Annotated in this window: 17 protein-coding genes, 1 tRNA gene and 2 rRNA genes (1 of these 20 cut by a window edge); 4 read left to right on the top strand and 16 right to left on the bottom strand. The window is 65.5% G+C overall.

Annotated elements, in window-relative coordinates; all coding sequences use genetic code 11:
• Nucleotides 1-4: 4 nt before the first annotated feature.
• The gene (locus tag AC1RP5_RS07925) at nt 5-409 is read left to right on the top strand and encodes a hypothetical protein (RefSeq protein ID WP_493110081.1); all 405 of its coding nucleotides are present in this window, start codon (nt 5-7) and stop codon (nt 407-409) included.
• Between the two features lie 3 nt (nt 410-412).
• Here AC1RP5_RS07925 and AC1RP5_RS07920 read toward each other — a convergent pair whose 3' ends face one another.
• Together AC1RP5_RS07920 and AC1RP5_RS07915 are read right to left on the bottom strand one after the other, a co-directional pair.
• Entirely contained in the window at nt 413-1,648 is a 1,236-nt protein-coding gene (locus AC1RP5_RS07920) for an MFS transporter (protein ID WP_493110080.1), read from the bottom strand.
• Between the two features lie 154 nt (nt 1,649-1,802).
• The gene (locus tag AC1RP5_RS07915) at nt 1,803-2,546 is read right to left on the bottom strand and encodes a 2-keto-4-pentenoate hydratase (protein WP_493110079.1); all 744 of its coding nucleotides are present in this window, start codon (nt 2,544-2,546) and stop codon (nt 1,803-1,805) included.
• Between the two features lie 42 nt (nt 2,547-2,588).
• On the opposite strand from AC1RP5_RS07915, the gene AC1RP5_RS07910 reads away from it, so the two are divergent.
• Together AC1RP5_RS07910 and AC1RP5_RS07905 are read left to right on the top strand one after the other, a co-directional pair.
• The gene (locus tag AC1RP5_RS07910; RefSeq protein WP_493110078.1) at nt 2,589-3,770 is read left to right on the top strand and encodes an amidohydrolase family protein; all 1,182 of its coding nucleotides are present in this window, start codon (nt 2,589-2,591) and stop codon (nt 3,768-3,770) included.
• On the top strand, nt 3,767-4,597 hold the full coding sequence (locus tag AC1RP5_RS07905) for an enoyl-CoA hydratase (RefSeq protein ID WP_493110077.1): 831 nt from the start codon (nt 3,767-3,769) through the stop codon (nt 4,595-4,597). Before AC1RP5_RS07910 ends, AC1RP5_RS07905 begins: the two co-directional genes overlap by 4 nt.
• Nucleotides 4,598-4,601: 4 nt before the next feature.
• Here AC1RP5_RS07905 and AC1RP5_RS07900 read toward each other — a convergent pair whose 3' ends face one another.
• The 3 genes from AC1RP5_RS07900 to AC1RP5_RS07890 form a co-directional block, all read right to left on the bottom strand.
• The gene (locus tag AC1RP5_RS07900) at nt 4,602-5,312 is read right to left on the bottom strand and encodes a DUF4198 domain-containing protein (RefSeq protein ID WP_493110076.1); all 711 of its coding nucleotides are present in this window, start codon (nt 5,310-5,312) and stop codon (nt 4,602-4,604) included.
• Nucleotides 5,313-5,426: 114 nt separating this feature from the next.
• A complete protein-coding gene (locus AC1RP5_RS07895; RefSeq protein WP_493110075.1) occupies nt 5,427-6,047 on the bottom strand; it encodes a glutathione binding-like protein in 621 nt (206 codons plus the stop codon).
• Nucleotides 6,048-6,083: 36 nt separating this feature from the next.
• Complete coding sequence (locus tag AC1RP5_RS07890) at nt 6,084-6,350, bottom strand: DUF1127 domain-containing protein (protein WP_493110073.1); 267 nt, start codon at nt 6,348-6,350, stop codon at nt 6,084-6,086.
• Between the two features lie 155 nt (nt 6,351-6,505).
• Here AC1RP5_RS07890 and AC1RP5_RS07885 point away from each other — a divergent pair, with 155 nt between their 5' ends.
• Entirely contained in the window at nt 6,506-7,033 is a 528-nt protein-coding gene (locus AC1RP5_RS07885) for a TetR/AcrR family transcriptional regulator (RefSeq protein WP_493110072.1), read from the top strand.
• A gap of 66 nt (nt 7,034-7,099) precedes the next feature.
• Here AC1RP5_RS07885 and AC1RP5_RS07880 read toward each other — a convergent pair whose 3' ends face one another.
• The 11 genes from AC1RP5_RS07880 to AC1RP5_RS07830 form a co-directional block, all read right to left on the bottom strand.
• Nucleotides 7,100-8,161: a hypothetical protein gene (locus tag AC1RP5_RS07880; protein WP_493110071.1), complete on the bottom strand. Its 1,062-nt coding sequence runs from the start codon at nt 8,159-8,161 to the stop codon at nt 7,100-7,102.
• 4 nt (nt 8,162-8,165) lie between these two features.
• Nucleotides 8,166-8,942, bottom strand: coding sequence for a phosphocholine cytidylyltransferase family protein (locus AC1RP5_RS07875; protein WP_493110070.1), 777 nt, complete (start codon nt 8,940-8,942; stop codon nt 8,166-8,168).
• Between the two features lie 72 nt (nt 8,943-9,014).
• On the bottom strand, nt 9,015-9,536 hold the full coding sequence (locus tag AC1RP5_RS07870; RefSeq protein ID WP_493110069.1) for a glycine zipper domain-containing protein: 522 nt from the start codon (nt 9,534-9,536) through the stop codon (nt 9,015-9,017).
• Nucleotides 9,533-9,973 (bottom strand): hypothetical protein, encoded by a 441-nt coding sequence (locus AC1RP5_RS07865; protein WP_493110067.1) that lies wholly within the window; start codon nt 9,971-9,973, stop codon nt 9,533-9,535. Before AC1RP5_RS07865 ends, AC1RP5_RS07870 begins: the two co-directional genes overlap by 4 nt.
• A 126-nt stretch (nt 9,974-10,099) precedes the next feature.
• Nucleotides 10,100-11,059 carry a helix-turn-helix transcriptional regulator gene (locus AC1RP5_RS07860; protein ID WP_493110066.1) on the bottom strand — a complete coding sequence of 320 codons (960 nt, stop codon included), beginning with the start codon at nt 11,057-11,059 and terminating at the stop codon, nt 10,100-10,102.
• Nucleotides 11,060-11,125: 66 nt separating this feature from the next.
• Nucleotides 11,126-12,280: an MFS transporter gene (locus tag AC1RP5_RS07855; RefSeq protein WP_493110065.1), complete on the bottom strand. Its 1,155-nt coding sequence runs from the start codon at nt 12,278-12,280 to the stop codon at nt 11,126-11,128.
• Nucleotides 12,277-13,563 carry an HdeD family acid-resistance protein gene (locus tag AC1RP5_RS07850; protein WP_493110064.1) on the bottom strand — a complete coding sequence of 429 codons (1,287 nt, stop codon included), beginning with the start codon at nt 13,561-13,563 and terminating at the stop codon, nt 12,277-12,279. The genes AC1RP5_RS07855 and AC1RP5_RS07850 overlap by 4 nt, the downstream gene beginning before the upstream one ends.
• A gap of 15 nt (nt 13,564-13,578) precedes the next feature.
• On the bottom strand, nt 13,579-15,072 hold the full coding sequence (locus AC1RP5_RS07845) for a TRIC cation channel family protein (protein WP_493110063.1): 1,494 nt from the start codon (nt 15,070-15,072) through the stop codon (nt 13,579-13,581).
• 170 nt (nt 15,073-15,242) lie between these two features.
• Nucleotides 15,243-15,319 (bottom strand) — tRNA-Met (locus AC1RP5_RS07840).
• A 58-nt stretch (nt 15,320-15,377) separates the two neighbouring features.
• Nucleotides 15,378-15,492: ribosomal RNA gene (gene rrf / locus AC1RP5_RS07835) — 5S ribosomal RNA — on the bottom strand.
• 81 nt (nt 15,493-15,573) lie between these two features.
• A 23S ribosomal RNA gene (locus tag AC1RP5_RS07830) occupies nt 15,574-16,643 on the bottom strand (it continues 1,660 nt past the right edge of the window).

Raw genomic sequence — 16,643 nt, 5'->3', positions numbered from 1 at the left:
GTTGATGAAGCGGATTGCCACTCTTTCACTGGTTCTTGGAATGGGCGCTGCCGTCGCCGCCTGCCAGAACCCGCAGCAGGTGATCGCGAACAAGGAAGACATGATGGTGGCGGCGGGCTTCAAGTTCGTGCCCGCGAATACGCCGCAGCGTCAGCAGGCGTTCAAGACCCTGCCGCCGCACAAGTTCTCGCGTGAGATCAAGAACGGCCAGGTGTTCTACGTCTATCCGGACCCGACGGTATGCGTGTGCATCTATGTCGGCAACGCGGCGGCCTACGGCGTCTATCGCAACAACGTCTTCCAGAAGAACCTGGCGGACGAGCAGCAGATGACGGCCGACATGAACGCGATGAACGACTGGGATTGGGGCCCCTGGGGCGGCTACCCGTACCCCGGTTGGTACTACTAAGACCTAGGATTTTCTTCCCACGAGGAAGAGTGCGATCGCGGCCGCCTGGACCAGGGCGGCCGCGACGAACACCAGCATCCCTTCCGCTGGTGACAGCGTCCGCAGCCATCCGAACACGGCCGGCGCGAACGCATAGGTTCCCTGACCGATCGCCACGATCAACGGCACGACGCGCTGAACGTCGGCCTTGTTGAACTCGACCTGCGCGATCAGCGGCGGCAGCGACGTCGTATTGCCGATGCCCGCGCCGAACAGCAGCACGCCCGCCACCAGCAGCACCGTGTCGGCGCCGCCCGCGAACAGCAGCGCCAGCGATCCCGCGATCTGCACGACATGGCTGGCGCACGCGACCAGCCGGCGGTCGCTGCCGGCCGGCATCAGCCAGCCGACCAGGGTGCGGCCCGCGATGGCCGCCGCCGTCGCCAGCCCCATCAGGATGCCGGCCGCCGGTCCGCCGAACACCGGCACCAGCAGCGAGAAGAGATGGGCGATCAGGCCGATCTGCGCGAACAGGCCAAGCGCCATCGCCGCCGCTAGGGTGAGGAACCGGACGTCGCGCCACAGCATCGCGCCAGGCAGGCTGCGCTCGGCGGGCGCGGCCGCACTGGCGGCTGGCGTCAGGATCTCGCCGTCCGGCATCTGGCCCACCGACTGGGGCGTGTGCGAGAAGACGCTGTCGGCGAGGAACCAGATCGTGGCCACCATGATCGCGCCGATGACCGCAGCGGCGACGGGAAAACCGAAGGCCGCAATGGCCGCAACCCAGAGCGGCGAGAACACGACACCGCCGATGCTGGCGCCGTTGTAGGCCATCGACAGCGCTGCGGGGCGGCGCACGACGTACCACGGCGCCACGATCGCGTTGACCGCCGCTGCCCCCATCGCCACCCAGCCGGCGCCGCTCAGGAACGCCGCCAGCAGGAGTTGCCACGGCTCGCGTGCCACCGCCCAGCCGACGATGCCGAGCGCCAGCAATACGGCACCTATTTTTGTGACCGTCGCCAGGCCGAAGCGGCGATAGAGCGCCGGCAGGTTGGCCACGACGACCGCGCCCACCAGGAAATGCAGGGTAACGGCGGACGAGACCAGCACCACCGACCAGTCCCGCGCCTCGCGCACCGACTGGAGATAGACCGGCGGCCCATAGAAACCGAGGCCCCATCCGAAGGTGGCGAGCACGAAAGCGGCCGCGACGACGCGACGGCCGAAGAAAGGCGCGGGAGAAGCGAGGGTTGTCATGCGGCGGACACTGCCGCGCGGGACCTGACCGTTGTTACGGTTCAGGCCGAAGCATCCCTATTGTCGTCCTGAGCGCAGCGAAGGACCTGACGGAGCGACCAACGGACTCCTGGGCTAGCGTGAGATCCTTCGCTGCACTCAGGATGACAGGGGGCTAGAAACTCGCCTCCACTGCCCCCAATCCCGTGAACTCGCCACGCGCGTGCGAACCCGGCGGGAAGTAACGCAGGCCGGTCCAGGAGCCCGTCGTGATCGCCTGCCCTGCCCGGATGCCGCCGCGATGACGCACCGCGTGGTCGATCATCCAGACGAGCGGCCGCACCGGATCGACGGCGCCGAGGCCCCCTTGCTGGTCGACGATCGTCTTTCCGTCGACCACGAGGCTGACCTGAAGCTTCGGCCAGTCGAGCGTCTTCCAGCCGTTGATCGAATCGCCCACCACCAGCGCATGGTTCATCTGGTTGTCGGCCAGCAGCCAGTCAGGATCGGCGTTCTTGAAATCGGCGAGGCGCGTGTCGACGATCTCCATGCCGACGAAGGCATCGCCCACCGCGGCCAGCGCTTCGTCGCGCTCGACCGGTGCGGCGCGCGAGGCGATGTCGCGCACGATGTGGAACGAGATCTCGACCTCGACGCCGATCATGTGCATCGCCTTGCCGTCGAAACGTGCGGGCGACGGCACGAGCGCGCCCTTGAGCAGCGGTGCGGGATTGGGGTCCGCGGTCGGCGTGCGCGCGCCGACCTTCCAGCCACTGACGGGCCCGGTGGCCGCGGCCACGCCGTCCTGGACGGCATAGACCGCAGCGCGATCTTTCAGGGCAAATGGCGGCGCCACTTGTTGGCCGCTGCGGCGCGCCTCGAGAAGGGCCTGCACTGCGTGGGAAATGTCCTGGCTCATGTTAAGCTCGCCCAAAACGACAAGGAAACTGGAGAGGAAACCATGCCCTACGCCAGCGGCCGCGTCATTCACGACGCCGATGCGCACATCATGGAAGTGCCCGGTTTCCTGGAGGACCATCTGGAGGCAAGGCATCGCGCGACGGTCAGTGACCAGGTTCTGTTTCCCCGCCACGAAGGCTTCCACAGCACACGCCTGAAAGCCGAACCGGCGCAGGATTTCGATGAAGCGCAGATCATGCTGCGCAAGAACTGGGAGGCGCTGGGCTCGTCGAACCAGCAGGATCGCCCCCGCTCCATCGACCTGCTGGGCTTCGCCAGCCAGCTCATGTTCACCACGGCGCTGCTCAATTATTCCTCGGTGCTGGAAGGCGGACGCGACGTCGAGCTGACCTATGCCGTGGCGCGTGCCCATACGCGGCACATGGTCGAGTTCTGCTCGGTCGACAGCCGCCTGCTGCCGACCGGCTACGTGCCGCTGGTCGATTTCGAGCGCACCGAGAAGGCCGCGCGCGAGGCGATCGAGCTCGGCGCCAAGGCATTGATGATCCCGTCGCGCTGCCCCGATGGCCATTCGCCGAGCCATATCGGCTTCGATCCGCTCTGGGCCATCGCGCAGGAAGCAGGGCTGCCGATCGTTTTCCATGTCGGCGGTGGCGGCAAGCTGCTGGAGGACGCCTGGTTCAACAACGGCCTGCCGCCGGTGCCCGACTTCCATGGCGGCGACGACAATTTCAAGTCGATCGACTACATGGCCATCGCCTATCCGCCGATGAAGGCGCTGACGGCGCTGGTCGTCGACCGCGTGCTCGACCGTTTCCCGGCGCTGAAGTTCGGTGTGATCGAACAGGGCGCGTCGTGGGTGCCGGGCTGGATGCGCAACATGGACAGCGCACACAACGCCTTCTATCGCAACGAAGAGCGGCTGCAGAAGATGTCGCTGAAGCCCAGCGAGTTCGTGCAGCGCCAGGTCCGGGTCACGCCCTATCCGCACGAGGATGCGGGCTGGATCATCGCCAACACCGGCGACGAGGTCTGCCTCTTCTCCTCCGACTACCCGCATGTCGAGGGCGGTCGCCATCCCATCAAGCGCTTCGAGGCGTCGATGGAGAAGGCCGGCACCACGGAGGCGCAGAAGCAGCGCTTCTATTGTGACAATTTCATCGACCTGATGGGCGCAGGTCTCGCGCCCGAACTCCGTCACCCCGTACAGGTAGCCGCATGACTTACTCGACGCTTCTCATCGACCGCATCGGACCGGTGCTCAAGATCACGACCAACCGGCCGGAATCGCTGAACGCGCAGAGCCGCATCCTGCTGAAGGAACTCGACGACGCCTTCGCTGAGGCAGTCGACGACAAGGACGTGCGGGTCATCATCCTGGCCGGCGCCGGCAAGCATTTCTCGGCCGGCCACGATCTCGGCAGCCCGCAGGAGATGGAGGACCAGAAGAAGACCCCGCTCGAACCCGGCTTCAAGGGCGAATATCGCCGCCTGTGGGAGCGCTTCTTCGAGAACACGATGCGCTGGCGCGACCTGCCCAAGCCCACCATCGCGCAGGTCCAGGGCTACTGCATCATGGGCGGCATGATGATCGCCTCGGCCTGCGACATCATCATTGCGAGCGAAGACGCCCAGTTCGCCGACCGCGCCGTGAAGTGGGGCGGCAGCCATGTACAGTATTTCTCGATGCCGTGGGACTTCGGTCCGCGCAAGACGAAGGAATATCTCTTCACCGGCGACTTCATCAGCGCCGCCGACGCCGAGAAGGCCGGCCTCGTGAACCGTGTCGTGTCGCGCGAAAAGCTCGAAGAGGAAACGATGGCGCTGGCACAGCGCATCGCCGAGCGCGATCCCTACGCGCTGAAGCTTGCCAAGGCGTCGGTCAACGAAACGCAGGATGCGCAGGGCTGGCGGCAGGCGATGGAGAACGCCTTCAAGAACTACATGCTCACCATCCCGCACCGTATCGAGATGGGCACCTACGGCGCCGCCGCCCGCGAGAAGTCGCCGAAGGATCGCTTCGGCGTTCTCAACAAGAAGACGGGGTGAGCGTCTAGCGCTTCGGCGTGACGACCGGCGGACGCGCGGGCGCCGCGAGGCCGTCGGCCACCTTGAAGGTGAGCGTCGTGACGAGGCGCATGCCGTCATAGGCTGCGGTGCCGTGCGTGCCCGGCGTGTTGTCGACCAGCGCGACCTCGACCAGGTAGGTGCCCTTCCACGGCAGTTCGACGTCGAAGGCGCCGGCCTCGTCGGTCTTGAATTCCTTGGTCCAGCCGAACTCGGTCACGACCTCGGCCTTCGCCTTGGGCAGCGGCTTGCCGTCGTAGAACACCTTGAAGTGGCCGGGCTTGCCGGTCGGCACGATGTCGAGCGGGACGATCGGCTTGCGTTCGCTGAAGTCGGTGATGTAGCGCGCCGTGAACCGGCCCAGGGTACGGATGACCTTGTCGTTCTGCTTGCGCTCCGTGACCCTCGCTTGCTCGGCCACGACGCTGTTGGCGCCGTCCGGCGTGCCGGTGAACTGGAACGAGGTCGGTTTCTTCTCGACCTTGAGGGCGGGATCGCCCGAGGCGCCAAATGCCTTGGCGGCCGGCAGGGGCTCGAAGCGATCGAGCAGGCCGGGCGAGCCTTCGCGCAGGTTCTCGCCGAACTCGCCGAAATAGAGCTGGTAGCCGGCCGCATCGGGCTCGAGCCAGAGGGCGTGGGCCGAGGCGGCGCCGGTGAACGAGAGCCACAGAAGGGCAGCGGCAGTGACGATGCGCATGGTCGATATCCTCCGATGACGGAACATCTACCACGAAGGCAATCAATTACTAGACGCAATCTAAAACAGGCGAAATGAAACGGGCGGCCGAAGCCGCCCGCCTCTCTTTCCGGATCAGGCCGCGCGGCGCTTGCGCTCTTCCATCTCCACACCCATCGCACGGACAACCGACGGACGCTTCAGATGCCTAGCGTGATAGGCCTGCAAGGCCGGCCACTTGGCGAGGTCGGCCTTCAGGAACACCGCCCAGTTGAGCAAGGTGAGCAGGTAGGCATCGGCAACGGTGAAGCTGTCGCCGACCAGAGTTTCGCGATCGCCGAGGCGCTTGGCGATCGCCGCAAGCGTCGGCGCGAGCTCGGCCATCGCCGCCGCCTTCGTCTCGGCCGGCACCGTGGTCGAGAAGATGTTGTAGAAGACGCGCTTGTGCACTTCGGTGCCGAGATAGTGCAGCGTGTCGATGAGCTGATAGCGCTCGGCGCTGCCCCAGGCCGGCGCAAGGCCGGCTTCGGGCTTGCGGTCAGCCAGGTACTGCAGCACTGACGCGCCCTCGTTCAGGATCCTGCCGTCGTCGAGCCGCAGTGCCGGCACGTAGCCGTAGGGCGACACGGCGAAGAAATCGCCGCCATCGTCGGTTTTCTTGTTCTCGACGAAGCGGATTTTTACGGGCAGGCCGGCCTCGATCACCGCGATATGTGAGGCCAGCGAACAGGCCATGGGGGAAGCAAACAATTCCATCTCAGCTCTCCTTGGTTGAACGGTTTGGTCGAACGGTCAGCGAAGCGATCCCGGCCGCCGCCAGAACGGCTGGTTTGCTTCGAACTCGGCTTGCGAGGGGGCGACGCCGGCATCGCGCAGGCTGCGGGCATCGACCTCGCCCAGCGCACGGCGCACCCGGGCGCGCTCGCGCCACAGGCCGATCCTGGCGAGCAGCCGGCGATGCCACGGCAGCCGCGGCACCGAGACGGACTGGCAGGTCGGGTCCTCGCAGAAGGGGTCGACCGGGAACAGGTCGCGGCGTAAATGGCTGAGATTGCTCATAGTGGGCTGCTTTCGTATTTATGTACGAAGTGGTACAGAAATACGGGCGGCGGCTTCCGTCAAGGATAATTATGCGAAACGGTACAAAAATAGAAAAAGAAGCGCGTCCGCGCGGCCGTCCGCGCGGATTTATTACCAGCGAGGTATTGGAGCGCGTGCGCGATGTGTTCATCGCCAAGGGATTCGCGGCCGCCTCGCTCGACGAACTGTGCGCCGCCGCCGGCCTCAACCGGCCGAGCCTCTATGCTGCCTTCGGCGATAAGGAACAGCTCTACATCAGCATGCTGCGCCATATCGGCGAGAAGAGTGTCGAGGCGATGGACGCAGTGCTGTCGGGGCCGGAACCGATCGAGCAGCGGCTGGGCCGCCTCTACAAGGGTGCGATCGACATCTACACCAAGCCGCCGAACCGTCCGGGCTGCATCGTCGTCGGCACCGCGACCGTCGAATCGCTCAGCCATCCCGAGATCGGCGCGACGGCCAACCAGATCCTGGCAAGCTTCGAGAAGGCCTTCGAGCGCGGCTTCATCAACAGCGACCTGAAGCCCGTCCCCTCACCCGCGGAGCGCGCCAGCATGGCCGGCGCCATCATGACCGCCACCGGCATCCGCGCGCGTCTCGGCGTGCCGGCAACAGAATTGCGGGCCTTCACCAAGTCGATGATCCCGGTGATCTGTCGGTAGTTTTATGGACCGCGGGCCTCCAGGCCCGCATTCATGAGCGGGCCTGGAGGCCCGCGGTCCGCAAGACTAGGCGTACTTCGCGCGCAGCGTCCGCGCCGCTTCGGCTTCGGCCTTCAACTTGAGATAGACCTCGTCGGTGTCGACCTTGGCGGCCGAGCCTGGCGCGAAGCCGCAATCGGGATTGAGCGTGATGCGCTTCTTGTCGATGCGCGTCAGCGCGCGCTCGACGCGCGACACGATCAGCGCCGCGGCTTCCGGCGCACCGGGCGTCACGTCGACGACGCCGAGGCCCAGTTCGAAATCCTCGCGCAGGCGCGACAGGCTTTCGAGATCGTCGGCACCGGCCGCCGTGAACTCCATCGTGAGGTGCTGGACCTTCAGCTTGTTGAGTTGGCTGAGGATCGGCCCGTAGGTGCCGGCATGATGCTTCTCGCCACGCACGCGCGCGCCGGCGCGACGGCACAGGTGCACGGCGAACTTGATGCCGTCGAAGCCGTTCACCGTCTCGTTGATCATGTCGACGGCGAAGTCGGCGGCACGATCTGGATCGTCGTAGCTCTTGCGAACATCGGGATCGACGAACAGGCAGAGATGCGGATCGTCGATCTGCACCATCTCCACGCCCATGTCCTGCAGCAGCGCGATCTCGGCTCTGAGCGGCGCCACGCAGTCGCGCACGAAGTCGTCGCGGTTGGGATAGGCCTTGGCCGAACGGACCTTGTCCCACAGCCGCTCGCCCAGCAGGGCCGGCGCCGGCAAGGTGATCTTGGTCGCGACCTTCGCGATCTCTTTCACGAACTTCGCTTCGGCCGCGATGAAGCCCGCGGGTTTCGGCGTGAGCTTCTCCGTCACCACGGTCCACGGCCTTCCGTCGGCCGGGTTGATCTCGAGCGTGAAGCCGTGCGCCAGTTCGGCGATCACGCCGATATAGGAGCGGCGGCGCCATTCGCCGTCGTTCACGACATCGAGGCCAGCGCGTTCCTGCAGCGCCACGACGAAGCGGATCGCCGAATCCATCGTGTGGCGGTCGGTATCGTCCCAGTCCGGCTTCTCAATCAGCTCGCGCACGACCAGGGGGCGCGGAATCGACCCGACGATGGAGGCGGGAAACAGTGGAAGGTTGGTCATCGGCTCACGGCTTCCAAAGAGTCTGGGCGAGATTCATGTCTTCCTGCGTATCGATCTCGCGATAGTTGCCGGGCGTATCGGCATGACCGAACGAGGCGCCCTGCTCGATCATGTCCTGGAACATGTGGATCAGGTACGCCTTCTGGAAGATCGCGGCTTCGCGATAGGGCTTGTCCCAGAACTCCGCCTTGCGGCGGTGATAGAAGTCACGGAACTGAGTGGCGCCCCTGGCGCCAAACTTGGCCACGCCGATGAACTCGCCGGTCGCATCCTCGTAGGGGATGGTGCGATAGACCCTCTCGACCTTGTCGCCCCGCGTGATCACCTTCTCCGCGTCGTGCGGCGGATGCTGGGTGCGCGGCTTGTAGTGCTCGCGCCATTCGGTATCGATGCCCAGCGCCAGCTCGTCCTTCGAGTCGACCAGACCGCGCACGACGTCCTTCGTGAAGAGGATGTCGGAGTAGCTGGTGACGAACGGCTGGTCCATCAGGTCCTCGGCGCACATCAGCGACACGAGGATGTTGTTGTTGGGCCAGTCCTTGTTCTCGCGGAAGATGAAGTCCGGATACTCGCGCTGCACCGACTCGATGCGGTAGCCGCCGATGAACACGATCTCGGTACAGCCGCCGCCCTTCAGCGCCTCGACGGTCCAGTCGAGGATGCGCTTTCCCTGAATCTCGGCAAAGCATTTGGGGGCGTCTTCGGTGGTCGGCATGAGCCGGCTGCCACGGCCGGCTCCGATGATGATGGCGCGCATGTCGCGCGGAATGTGACGCAACATGCGCCCGCACGCCAGCGGCAACCCCGGTCGCCGCCACCGCGGCCGATGCCGCGACCGAGCGCAGAGCGGACGTCAGACCGAGACCGGCTTGAGCTCGGTCGAGCCGGGCGACTGGCAGAAGGTGGTCGTCTCGCGCGTCGTCTGGCCGTTCTTGGTCGCCGTCAGCTCGAGCGGCCGGCAGGTGCTGCCGTCGGCACGGCTCGCCCTTGGCCCCACCGGCTTGGCGGAGACGGTAGTGGGCGGCGCGGCGGCGGCCTCACCCGAGGAGGTCTTGACCGGCTCGACGGTGTAGACGACCGGCTCGTCGCTGTCCGACGCATAGGCGCGCTGCGTCGCTTCGGCGAGGCGTCGCCGCTCCTGGTCGTCGAGTGCGCGGCCGACGAGATTGCCTGCCAGGCCGCCCACGATCGCCCCGCCGAGCGCACCGCCCCAGGAGCCGAAAGCGAGGCCGCCGACGACACTACCGACGGTCGCGCCGACGACCGTTCCCGTCGCCTGGTTGGTGGGCCGGCCGCTGTCGTCGGTCATGCAACCGCAGACGAGGCCAAGGATGGCGATGGTGGTGAGAGCGCGTGGAAAGACTGAAGCGATCATCGGTTGTGCTCCGTGTTGGTGATTTCGTTTTGTTCCGAAGAGGGAGGCGCCTGTCCGGCCGGCGGGTTGCAATCGGGCAACTGGCGAACTTGAGCCTGCACGATCTTTCCCTGGACCACGCCGACGGCCTTGGCGGCCTTCCGGCCGGCTATTCCGCCCATGCCGCCTGCCATGCCCGCAGCCTGGGTGACGACGCCCCGCGCCTGCATGTCGGCAGCGACCCGGGCGACATTCTGCTGGCAGTCGCGACGCTTCTCGTGCGCGTCGATGCCCGCGAGCGCCTCCTTCAATCCTTCGGGCGAGTCCGCCGAAGCGGCGACATCGTTCAGTTGGGCGCGCTGGGCCGGCGCGATCGGCGGCGGCGGCGCGGTCTGCGTGCAGGCCGCGATGAGCACCACCGGAAGAAGAGCCAGCATCCGCCGGAAACCGGTGACCAAAGACTCCCTCATGCGCTCGCTCCTCGATGGTCTCAGGAGCGGCGTGTCTTAGGTCCGGCCGGCTGCCTCGTCTTGGCGAGGAGCGAAGCGCCTATGCGGATCGCGAACCAACCTGCAGAAAAACCTTCAGCGGGCCGATCTGGCCAGGGCATCCGCCCGGACATCGGACGGTGTTCGCCCGAAACGACGCCGGAATGCGCGGTTGAAGGTCGAAAGATCGGAGAATCCGGTGTCGAAGGCGACCTGGGAGATGCTGCGGCGACGCTGCTGCCCCTCGTCGAGCCGGCGGAACGCGAGGTCGAGCCGGCTTTCGCGCAGCACTTCCGAGAAGGAGGTGCCCGCCCCGGCAAAAAGCTGCTGGATGTAGCGCGGCGTGACGCCCTGACGACGCGCGGCTTCGGCGATGTCGAAGTCGGGATCCGCCAAACCGTTGTGGATGTCCCTGCGGGCGAGTTCCAGGCGGGCGGCGCGAATGCCGGAGGGATTGCGCGCGGCACCTCCCTGGACGAGACCGTCGAGCAGCAGCGCCACGAGATCGTAGAGATGCGCGGACGCGAGCTGGCTCTCCCGGTCGGCGCCGGGCGGATGGGCGCGCAGGAGATCGGCATAGCCCGCTACCAGTGCCAGGCCGGGCGCCGTGACGGGCGCGCGGTGGAAGGCCTCGAGATCGATCCGCGGCGCCAGTTCGCGCAGCCGCTGCCGGCTGAGCGACAGGACCTTCACCACCGTCTCCGGCAGGAAACAGCGTGAACGCACGGCATCGCTGACCAGCATCATCTCGCCTGCCGCGACGCGGATCGGCGGACCGCCATCGACCGACACTTCGTGTTCGCTCGTATGAAGCGTGAGCAGGTAATCCTCGCGGCCGTCGTCCAGCATGTCGCCAGCCCGCGTGCCGACCATCGGCGAGTACCGGGCCGCGCCCACGGTCAACCGATCTGGCAGCGCGAAGGCCTCGATCTCGACTTCGAGCTCGCTATCGGCCAGGGGCGTGAAATGCCGGCCGGCGATGTGGCGGGCGACGACCTCGTTGATGACGGCCAGCCGGTCGCGCGCGGGAATATCGTTCGTCGAGAACCGTTCCATGGTGTCCCGGTTAGCGGAAGAGAACGGGTCGGGCTACCGGGAAATCGAGATGGGAAATGCCGAAGGCTATTCCGGCTGCTTACGCGCGAGGGCGAAAAACATGAACAAGGCACACGCCAGCGCCACGAAATAGACCAGCCCATGCGTCATCGCCTGCTGGGCCACACCCGCCAATGCGGGCCCAAGTAGCGCGCCACCGCCCCAGACGACTCCCATCGCCGCGTAGACGCCCACGAGATTGCTTCCCGAATACCGGCTTCCGATGATCGCCAGCATGATCGTGTAGATCCCGACGAACAGGCCGCCCCACACGAACAACAAGGGGAAGATCATCCAGGTGTGTTGTATCGCCCATGGCCAGGCCAGGGCGGTCGCGGCGCTCAGGCCTGCGAGCACGATCACCAGCCGGCGCCGGTCTATCCGGTCTCCGACCCAGCCGATCGGCAATTGAAGCACGATCGCCCCCAGCATCATGCAGGAGATGAGCTGGACCGCCTGCCCCTCCTCCCAGCCCCGGTCGATCGCATACAGGGCCAGAAAGGTGAGACCCGCCGTCTCGACGGCGGCGTTCAACGCGGTCGCGGCCATGGCGAGCGGCGCGAGGCGCAGATAGCGCAATGGATTCGCGTGCGCGGGCTTCTCGAAGGCCGGTACGTCGATCCCGGGAAACAGGACGAACAGGGCCGCCGCGATCGCCAGTCCCGAGCCGATCGCGTAGGGCAGGAAGCCTTCCGCGCCGGTGACTGACAGGATCGTCGGTCCAAGCGCAAAGCCGGAGGAGAGCGCGGCGGTATAGGCGCCCATCATGCGCGCTCGCGATTTATCGGGCGTCAACGCGTTGAGCCAGGTCTCCGAAAGCACGAACAGGACTTCGGAGGCCGCGCCCAGCAGGATGCGCAACGGAAACCAGAGCCAGACGATCGGTATCGCGGGGAACGAAAGCATCAGGACCGCCGCCGCGCCGAGCGCGCCGACGACTGCCCGGCGCATGCCGACCGCGGCCACCAGATGCGGCAGCAAGACCGCCATCGCGAGCACGCCCACCGCGTGCATGGCCGCCGTAGCGCCGATGAACGTCTCGTCGAAGCCGCGCCGCGCCAGATCCATGGCCAATAGCGCGGCGATCAAACTGTAGGTCAGGCCGAAGATCGCCGCCGTCGCAATGATGGCGAGCCGCGACAGGGTCAGGTGCCTCGGCGAGGCGTGTTCCGGTGCGTTCATTGCGCCGCGGGAGTCCGGATCTCGTTCCTGCCCAGGCGTTTCGGGAGGGCGATCACCAGTGAGAGCGCGCGCGCATAGTCCAGCACCAGGCCGGGCGTCCATGCCATGGCCGCCGCGCGATAGCGCATGAAACCGGCAATCCAGAGTTCGGGCGCGAGGAACAGCCTTGCCTTGAAGTAGAGCGACTGTCCGGGCTCGGCGAAGATGCCTTCGAGGGCCGCGTCGAGCGCGTGGGCAACCGCGCTCGAGCAGTTCCTGCTGGTCAGGTTGTAGGTGCTGTCGCGGCGGTAGGCGTCCCAGAAGTCGGCCAGCGCCTCGGTGTTCAGTCCGGTCAATCGGACTTGGACACTCGACGGAGACCAATCAGCGATCTCTTCTGCATATCCCGGCAGAAAACGACCGGCCATGTCGTTGTCGGGGCTCGCCTGCAACATCCGGCGGAAGTCGGCAGCCGAGCGGTCGATCTCGACCGCCGGATAATGGCTGATGTAGACGCCCGATGTCTCGAGGGCCGCATGCCCCGTGGACACGGTCCCCTTGCCGTCGAAGGCCGCGACATAGCGGCTGAGCCCCCGGTTGATCGGGACCAGTTTGCCCGTCGGGGTCCAGACGTGAACCGTCACGGGCGAAGAGCTCGCCGGCTGAAAGGGCGGCCGGCTGCTCGACGGCGCATCCTTCGCCGGATCGACGGGCCAGCCGCGATTGAGCAATCCCGCGATCGACTTGTCGGGTGGCAGGCGGCGCAGGCGACGGGCCAAGGCGCAGAGCCCGATGCCTGAAACAAAGATCACCATGCCGACATCCGCGCCGATCTCGCCCTGCCAGTTGGTCGGCCAGGGGATGAACGACCAGAAACCGAACACGAATTCGATCACGGCATAGAAACAGGAGCGCCGCCATTTGCCATAACGAACCACGTAGGCGCTTGTCGCGCGCCAGGCCGCATCGGCAACCAGGAACGTGCCGGCCAGGAAGCCGACCGCCATGCCGCTGTGGAACGGGTAGAACCAGATCACGAAAGCCAGCACGATCAGCACGGCCGATTTGCCGAGACGCAGCAGCCGCACGCCCGCGGTACTGGCCAGGCCGGCGATGAGGGAGAAGGTCCCGTCGATCACCAGCGGAATGGCGAAGTATGCCGGCTGCATCCGGAATTCGTCGATCATCGCGTTGGCGAAGAAGAATAGGCCGAGCCCGGTCCAGGCGGCGCCGAGAATCGCGATGAGCCACCAGCGCCGCCGCACGGCAGGCGTTCCGAGCAGGAGCAGGAAGAGCTCGATCATCTTGCTGGCAGCATATCAGAAGCGCGGACTGCGGATTCCGTAGGCGACGACGGCCATTCGCGTCGCGAATCCGCCGAGAACGGCGATGCCGACGGCGATGCGAACCAGCGCCGGCTCGTCCTCCCGCAGGAAGTGGATGATGGCCAGTGTGAACAACGCGCCCCACAAAACACAGACCTCGGCGTAGAACGAGGTGCGCAACGCAGGATTTTCATAGCCGCTCCGCAGCAGGTCGCGCAGGATGCCGCCGCCGGCGCCGCCGAGCCCGGCGGCCAGCGGGCCCCACAGCCAGAGCGGCTCGGCGCCGGTGCGAACCGCCACGACGACGCCGATGACGGCGAAGGCCGCAAGGCCAGCGGCATCCGTGATTTCGAGGACGAGCCGCGGCGGAAGAGCCTTCGTCACGGCGCGCATGCGCCCCGACGATTCAGCTCCGATCTTTTGCGCCGCTGCCATGGCCAGGTACGCGACGATGACGGTGCCGAAAATCAGGAAAAGCGGCTGCGGGTTGGCGAGGATGCCGATCGGGCTGCGGCCAAGCAGGAGATCCCGGACCACGCCGCCGCCAACCGCCGGCAGGCCGGCGAGCACGAAGGCGCCGAGGAAGGAAAAACGCTCGGCGCGGGCGATCAGGACTCCGGAGAGGGCAAAGGCGATCGTTCCGACCACATCGAGAAGCGAGAACCACCACGTCGCGACGGCGAACCGAAGCAGGACCGGCCGGCCGGCCCGTTCTTCCAACGCCGCGACCGTGCCGTCCTTGCGAAGCGTGGTCAGGGCGGTGTCGAGTGCCGCGATCGTGGCCGGCGGCACGTCGTCGGCAAAGCGCAGGCGAAGCTCGGTCGTTCCCAGCTCGACGGCCTTTCGGGCGACGAACGATTCGGTCCCCGGCATCGCGCCGAGAGCAGACAGGATGGCCAGCCGGGGAGCGACCAGGCAATCCACAGCACCGGCGACGACCGCGCCGAGCGCCTGGCTCGCATCGCCGAAGTAGGAGGTCCGGCCGGCGGCCGCGCCGTTGGTCACGATCGTCGTGATGTCTCCGCGATAGGGCGCCTCCCGAACGAATCCAATTCGCGAGCCGCGGCCATAGGCTTCCTCGAGCGCGCCGAGCCCCTGCCGAGCGAGATCGGGCAGGCCGCGTGCGCACAAAAGCACGTCCCGCTCCAGCCGATAGGGAGCTGAGACGGTCCCGCGAGCCTGCGCGGTGGGAAAAACGAGATCGACCGCGCCTTCGGTGACCGCAGCTTCGGCGGCCGCCCGTCCCATCGGCAGGATCACGATGCCGAGGTGAGCGGCCCGCGCCGCTTCCTGGAGAATCTGAAGGTCTACGGGGCTGTCGACGCCATCGAAACCCGCCGTCGGGTTGATGAGTCCGGTCCCGGTTGCCACCCAGGCGGCGCGGAGTATGCCGCCACCATTCCCGGCGCCATTACCAGGTTCACGTGCGATCGCTGGCCCGCCCCAGGCAATGACGGCGACGAGCCCCAAAAGAAAAACGCGAAGCAAAACCTCTCCCCGATCCTGTGCGCGGGAAGACGTTGGCATTTGCTGGAGGTCAGTGCACGCGAAAGGAAAGTCGGCGGTCAGCCCGGCGCAGGACTTGATCGCACCTAGTTCGATCGCTGGGGGCCCAAACGCACAAAAGCCGTCCTCTTTCGAGAACGGCTTTTCGTAATTGGTTGCGGGGGCAGGATTTGAACCTACGACCTTCAGGTTATGAGCCTGACGAGCTACCGGGCTGCTCCACCCCGCGTCAAATCCAGCGCGTGCAGTGATCGTTGTATCGGAATAATGCCCTTTGCATTCGGAAGATCCGGCAGCGACCTACTCTCCCGTGCCTTGAGACACAGTACCATTGGCGCTGAGAGTTTTCACGTCCGAGTTCGGAATGGGATCGGGTGTACACCTCTCGCTAGAGCCACCGGATCGTCGGAATGCAAAGGTGTGAGGTCTTTAAGTCTGTGCACAAGGCCGTGCAGCGGATGTCGACCGCTGCACGGAACGAATGAAATCAAGCCGATCGAGCTATTAGTACCGCTAAGCTGAATGCATCACTGCACTTGCACATGCGGCCTATCAACGTGGTGGTCTACCACGACTCTCAGCGAGACCTAGTTTTGAGGCGGGTTTCACGCTTAGATGCTTTCAGCGTTTATCCCTTCACTACATAGCTACCCGGCGCTGCGACTGGCGTCACAACCGGTACACCAGAGGTAAGTCCATCCCGGTCCTCTCGTACTAAGGACGGCTCCTCTCAAGTCTCGAACACCCACAGCAGATAGGGACCAAACTGTCTCACGACGTTTTGAACCCAACTCACGTACCACTTTAATCGGCGAACAGCCGAACCCTTGGGACCTGCTCCAGCCCCAGGATGTGATGAGTCGACATCGAGGTGCCAAACACCACCGTCGCTGTGGACGCTTGGGTGGTATCAGCCTGTTATCCCCGGCGTACCTTTTATCCGTTGAGCGATGGCCCACTCACGCGGAACCACCGGATCACTATGGCCGACTTTCGTCCCTGCTCGACTTGTCAGTCTCGCAGTCAGGCGGGCTTGTGCCATTGCACTCAGCAGCCGATTTCCGACCGGCCTGAGCCCACCATCGCGCGCCTCCGTTACTCTTTGGGAGGCGACCGCCCCAGTCAAACTACCCACCATGCAGGGTCCCGGATCTGGATGACAGACCTCGGTTAGACATCAAAGAACAAAAGGGCGGTATTTCAAGGTTGCCTCCACCAGAGCTAGCGCCCCGGCTTCAAAGGCTCCCGCCTATCCTACACATCCATTCTCTAATGCCACTGCAAAGTTGTAGTAAAGGTGCACGGGGTCTTTCCGTCTAACTGCGGGTACCCCGCATCTTCACGGGGAATTCAATTTCGCCGAGCCCATGTTGGAGACAGCGGGGAAGTCGTTACGCCATTCGTGCAGGTCGGAACTTACCCGACAAGGAATTTCGCTACCTTAGGACCGTTATAGTTACGGCCGCCGTTTACCGGGGCTTCAATTCAAGGCTTGCACCTCTCCTCTTAACCTTCCGGCACCGGGCAGGCGTCAGACCCTATACTTCGCCTCA

It is taken from the genome of Reyranella sp. GW821-FHT12G01, assembly GCF_058806575.1.
The sequence above is the reverse complement of the archived record's forward strand: the minus strand, read 5'-3'. Positions and strand labels throughout refer to the sequence as shown.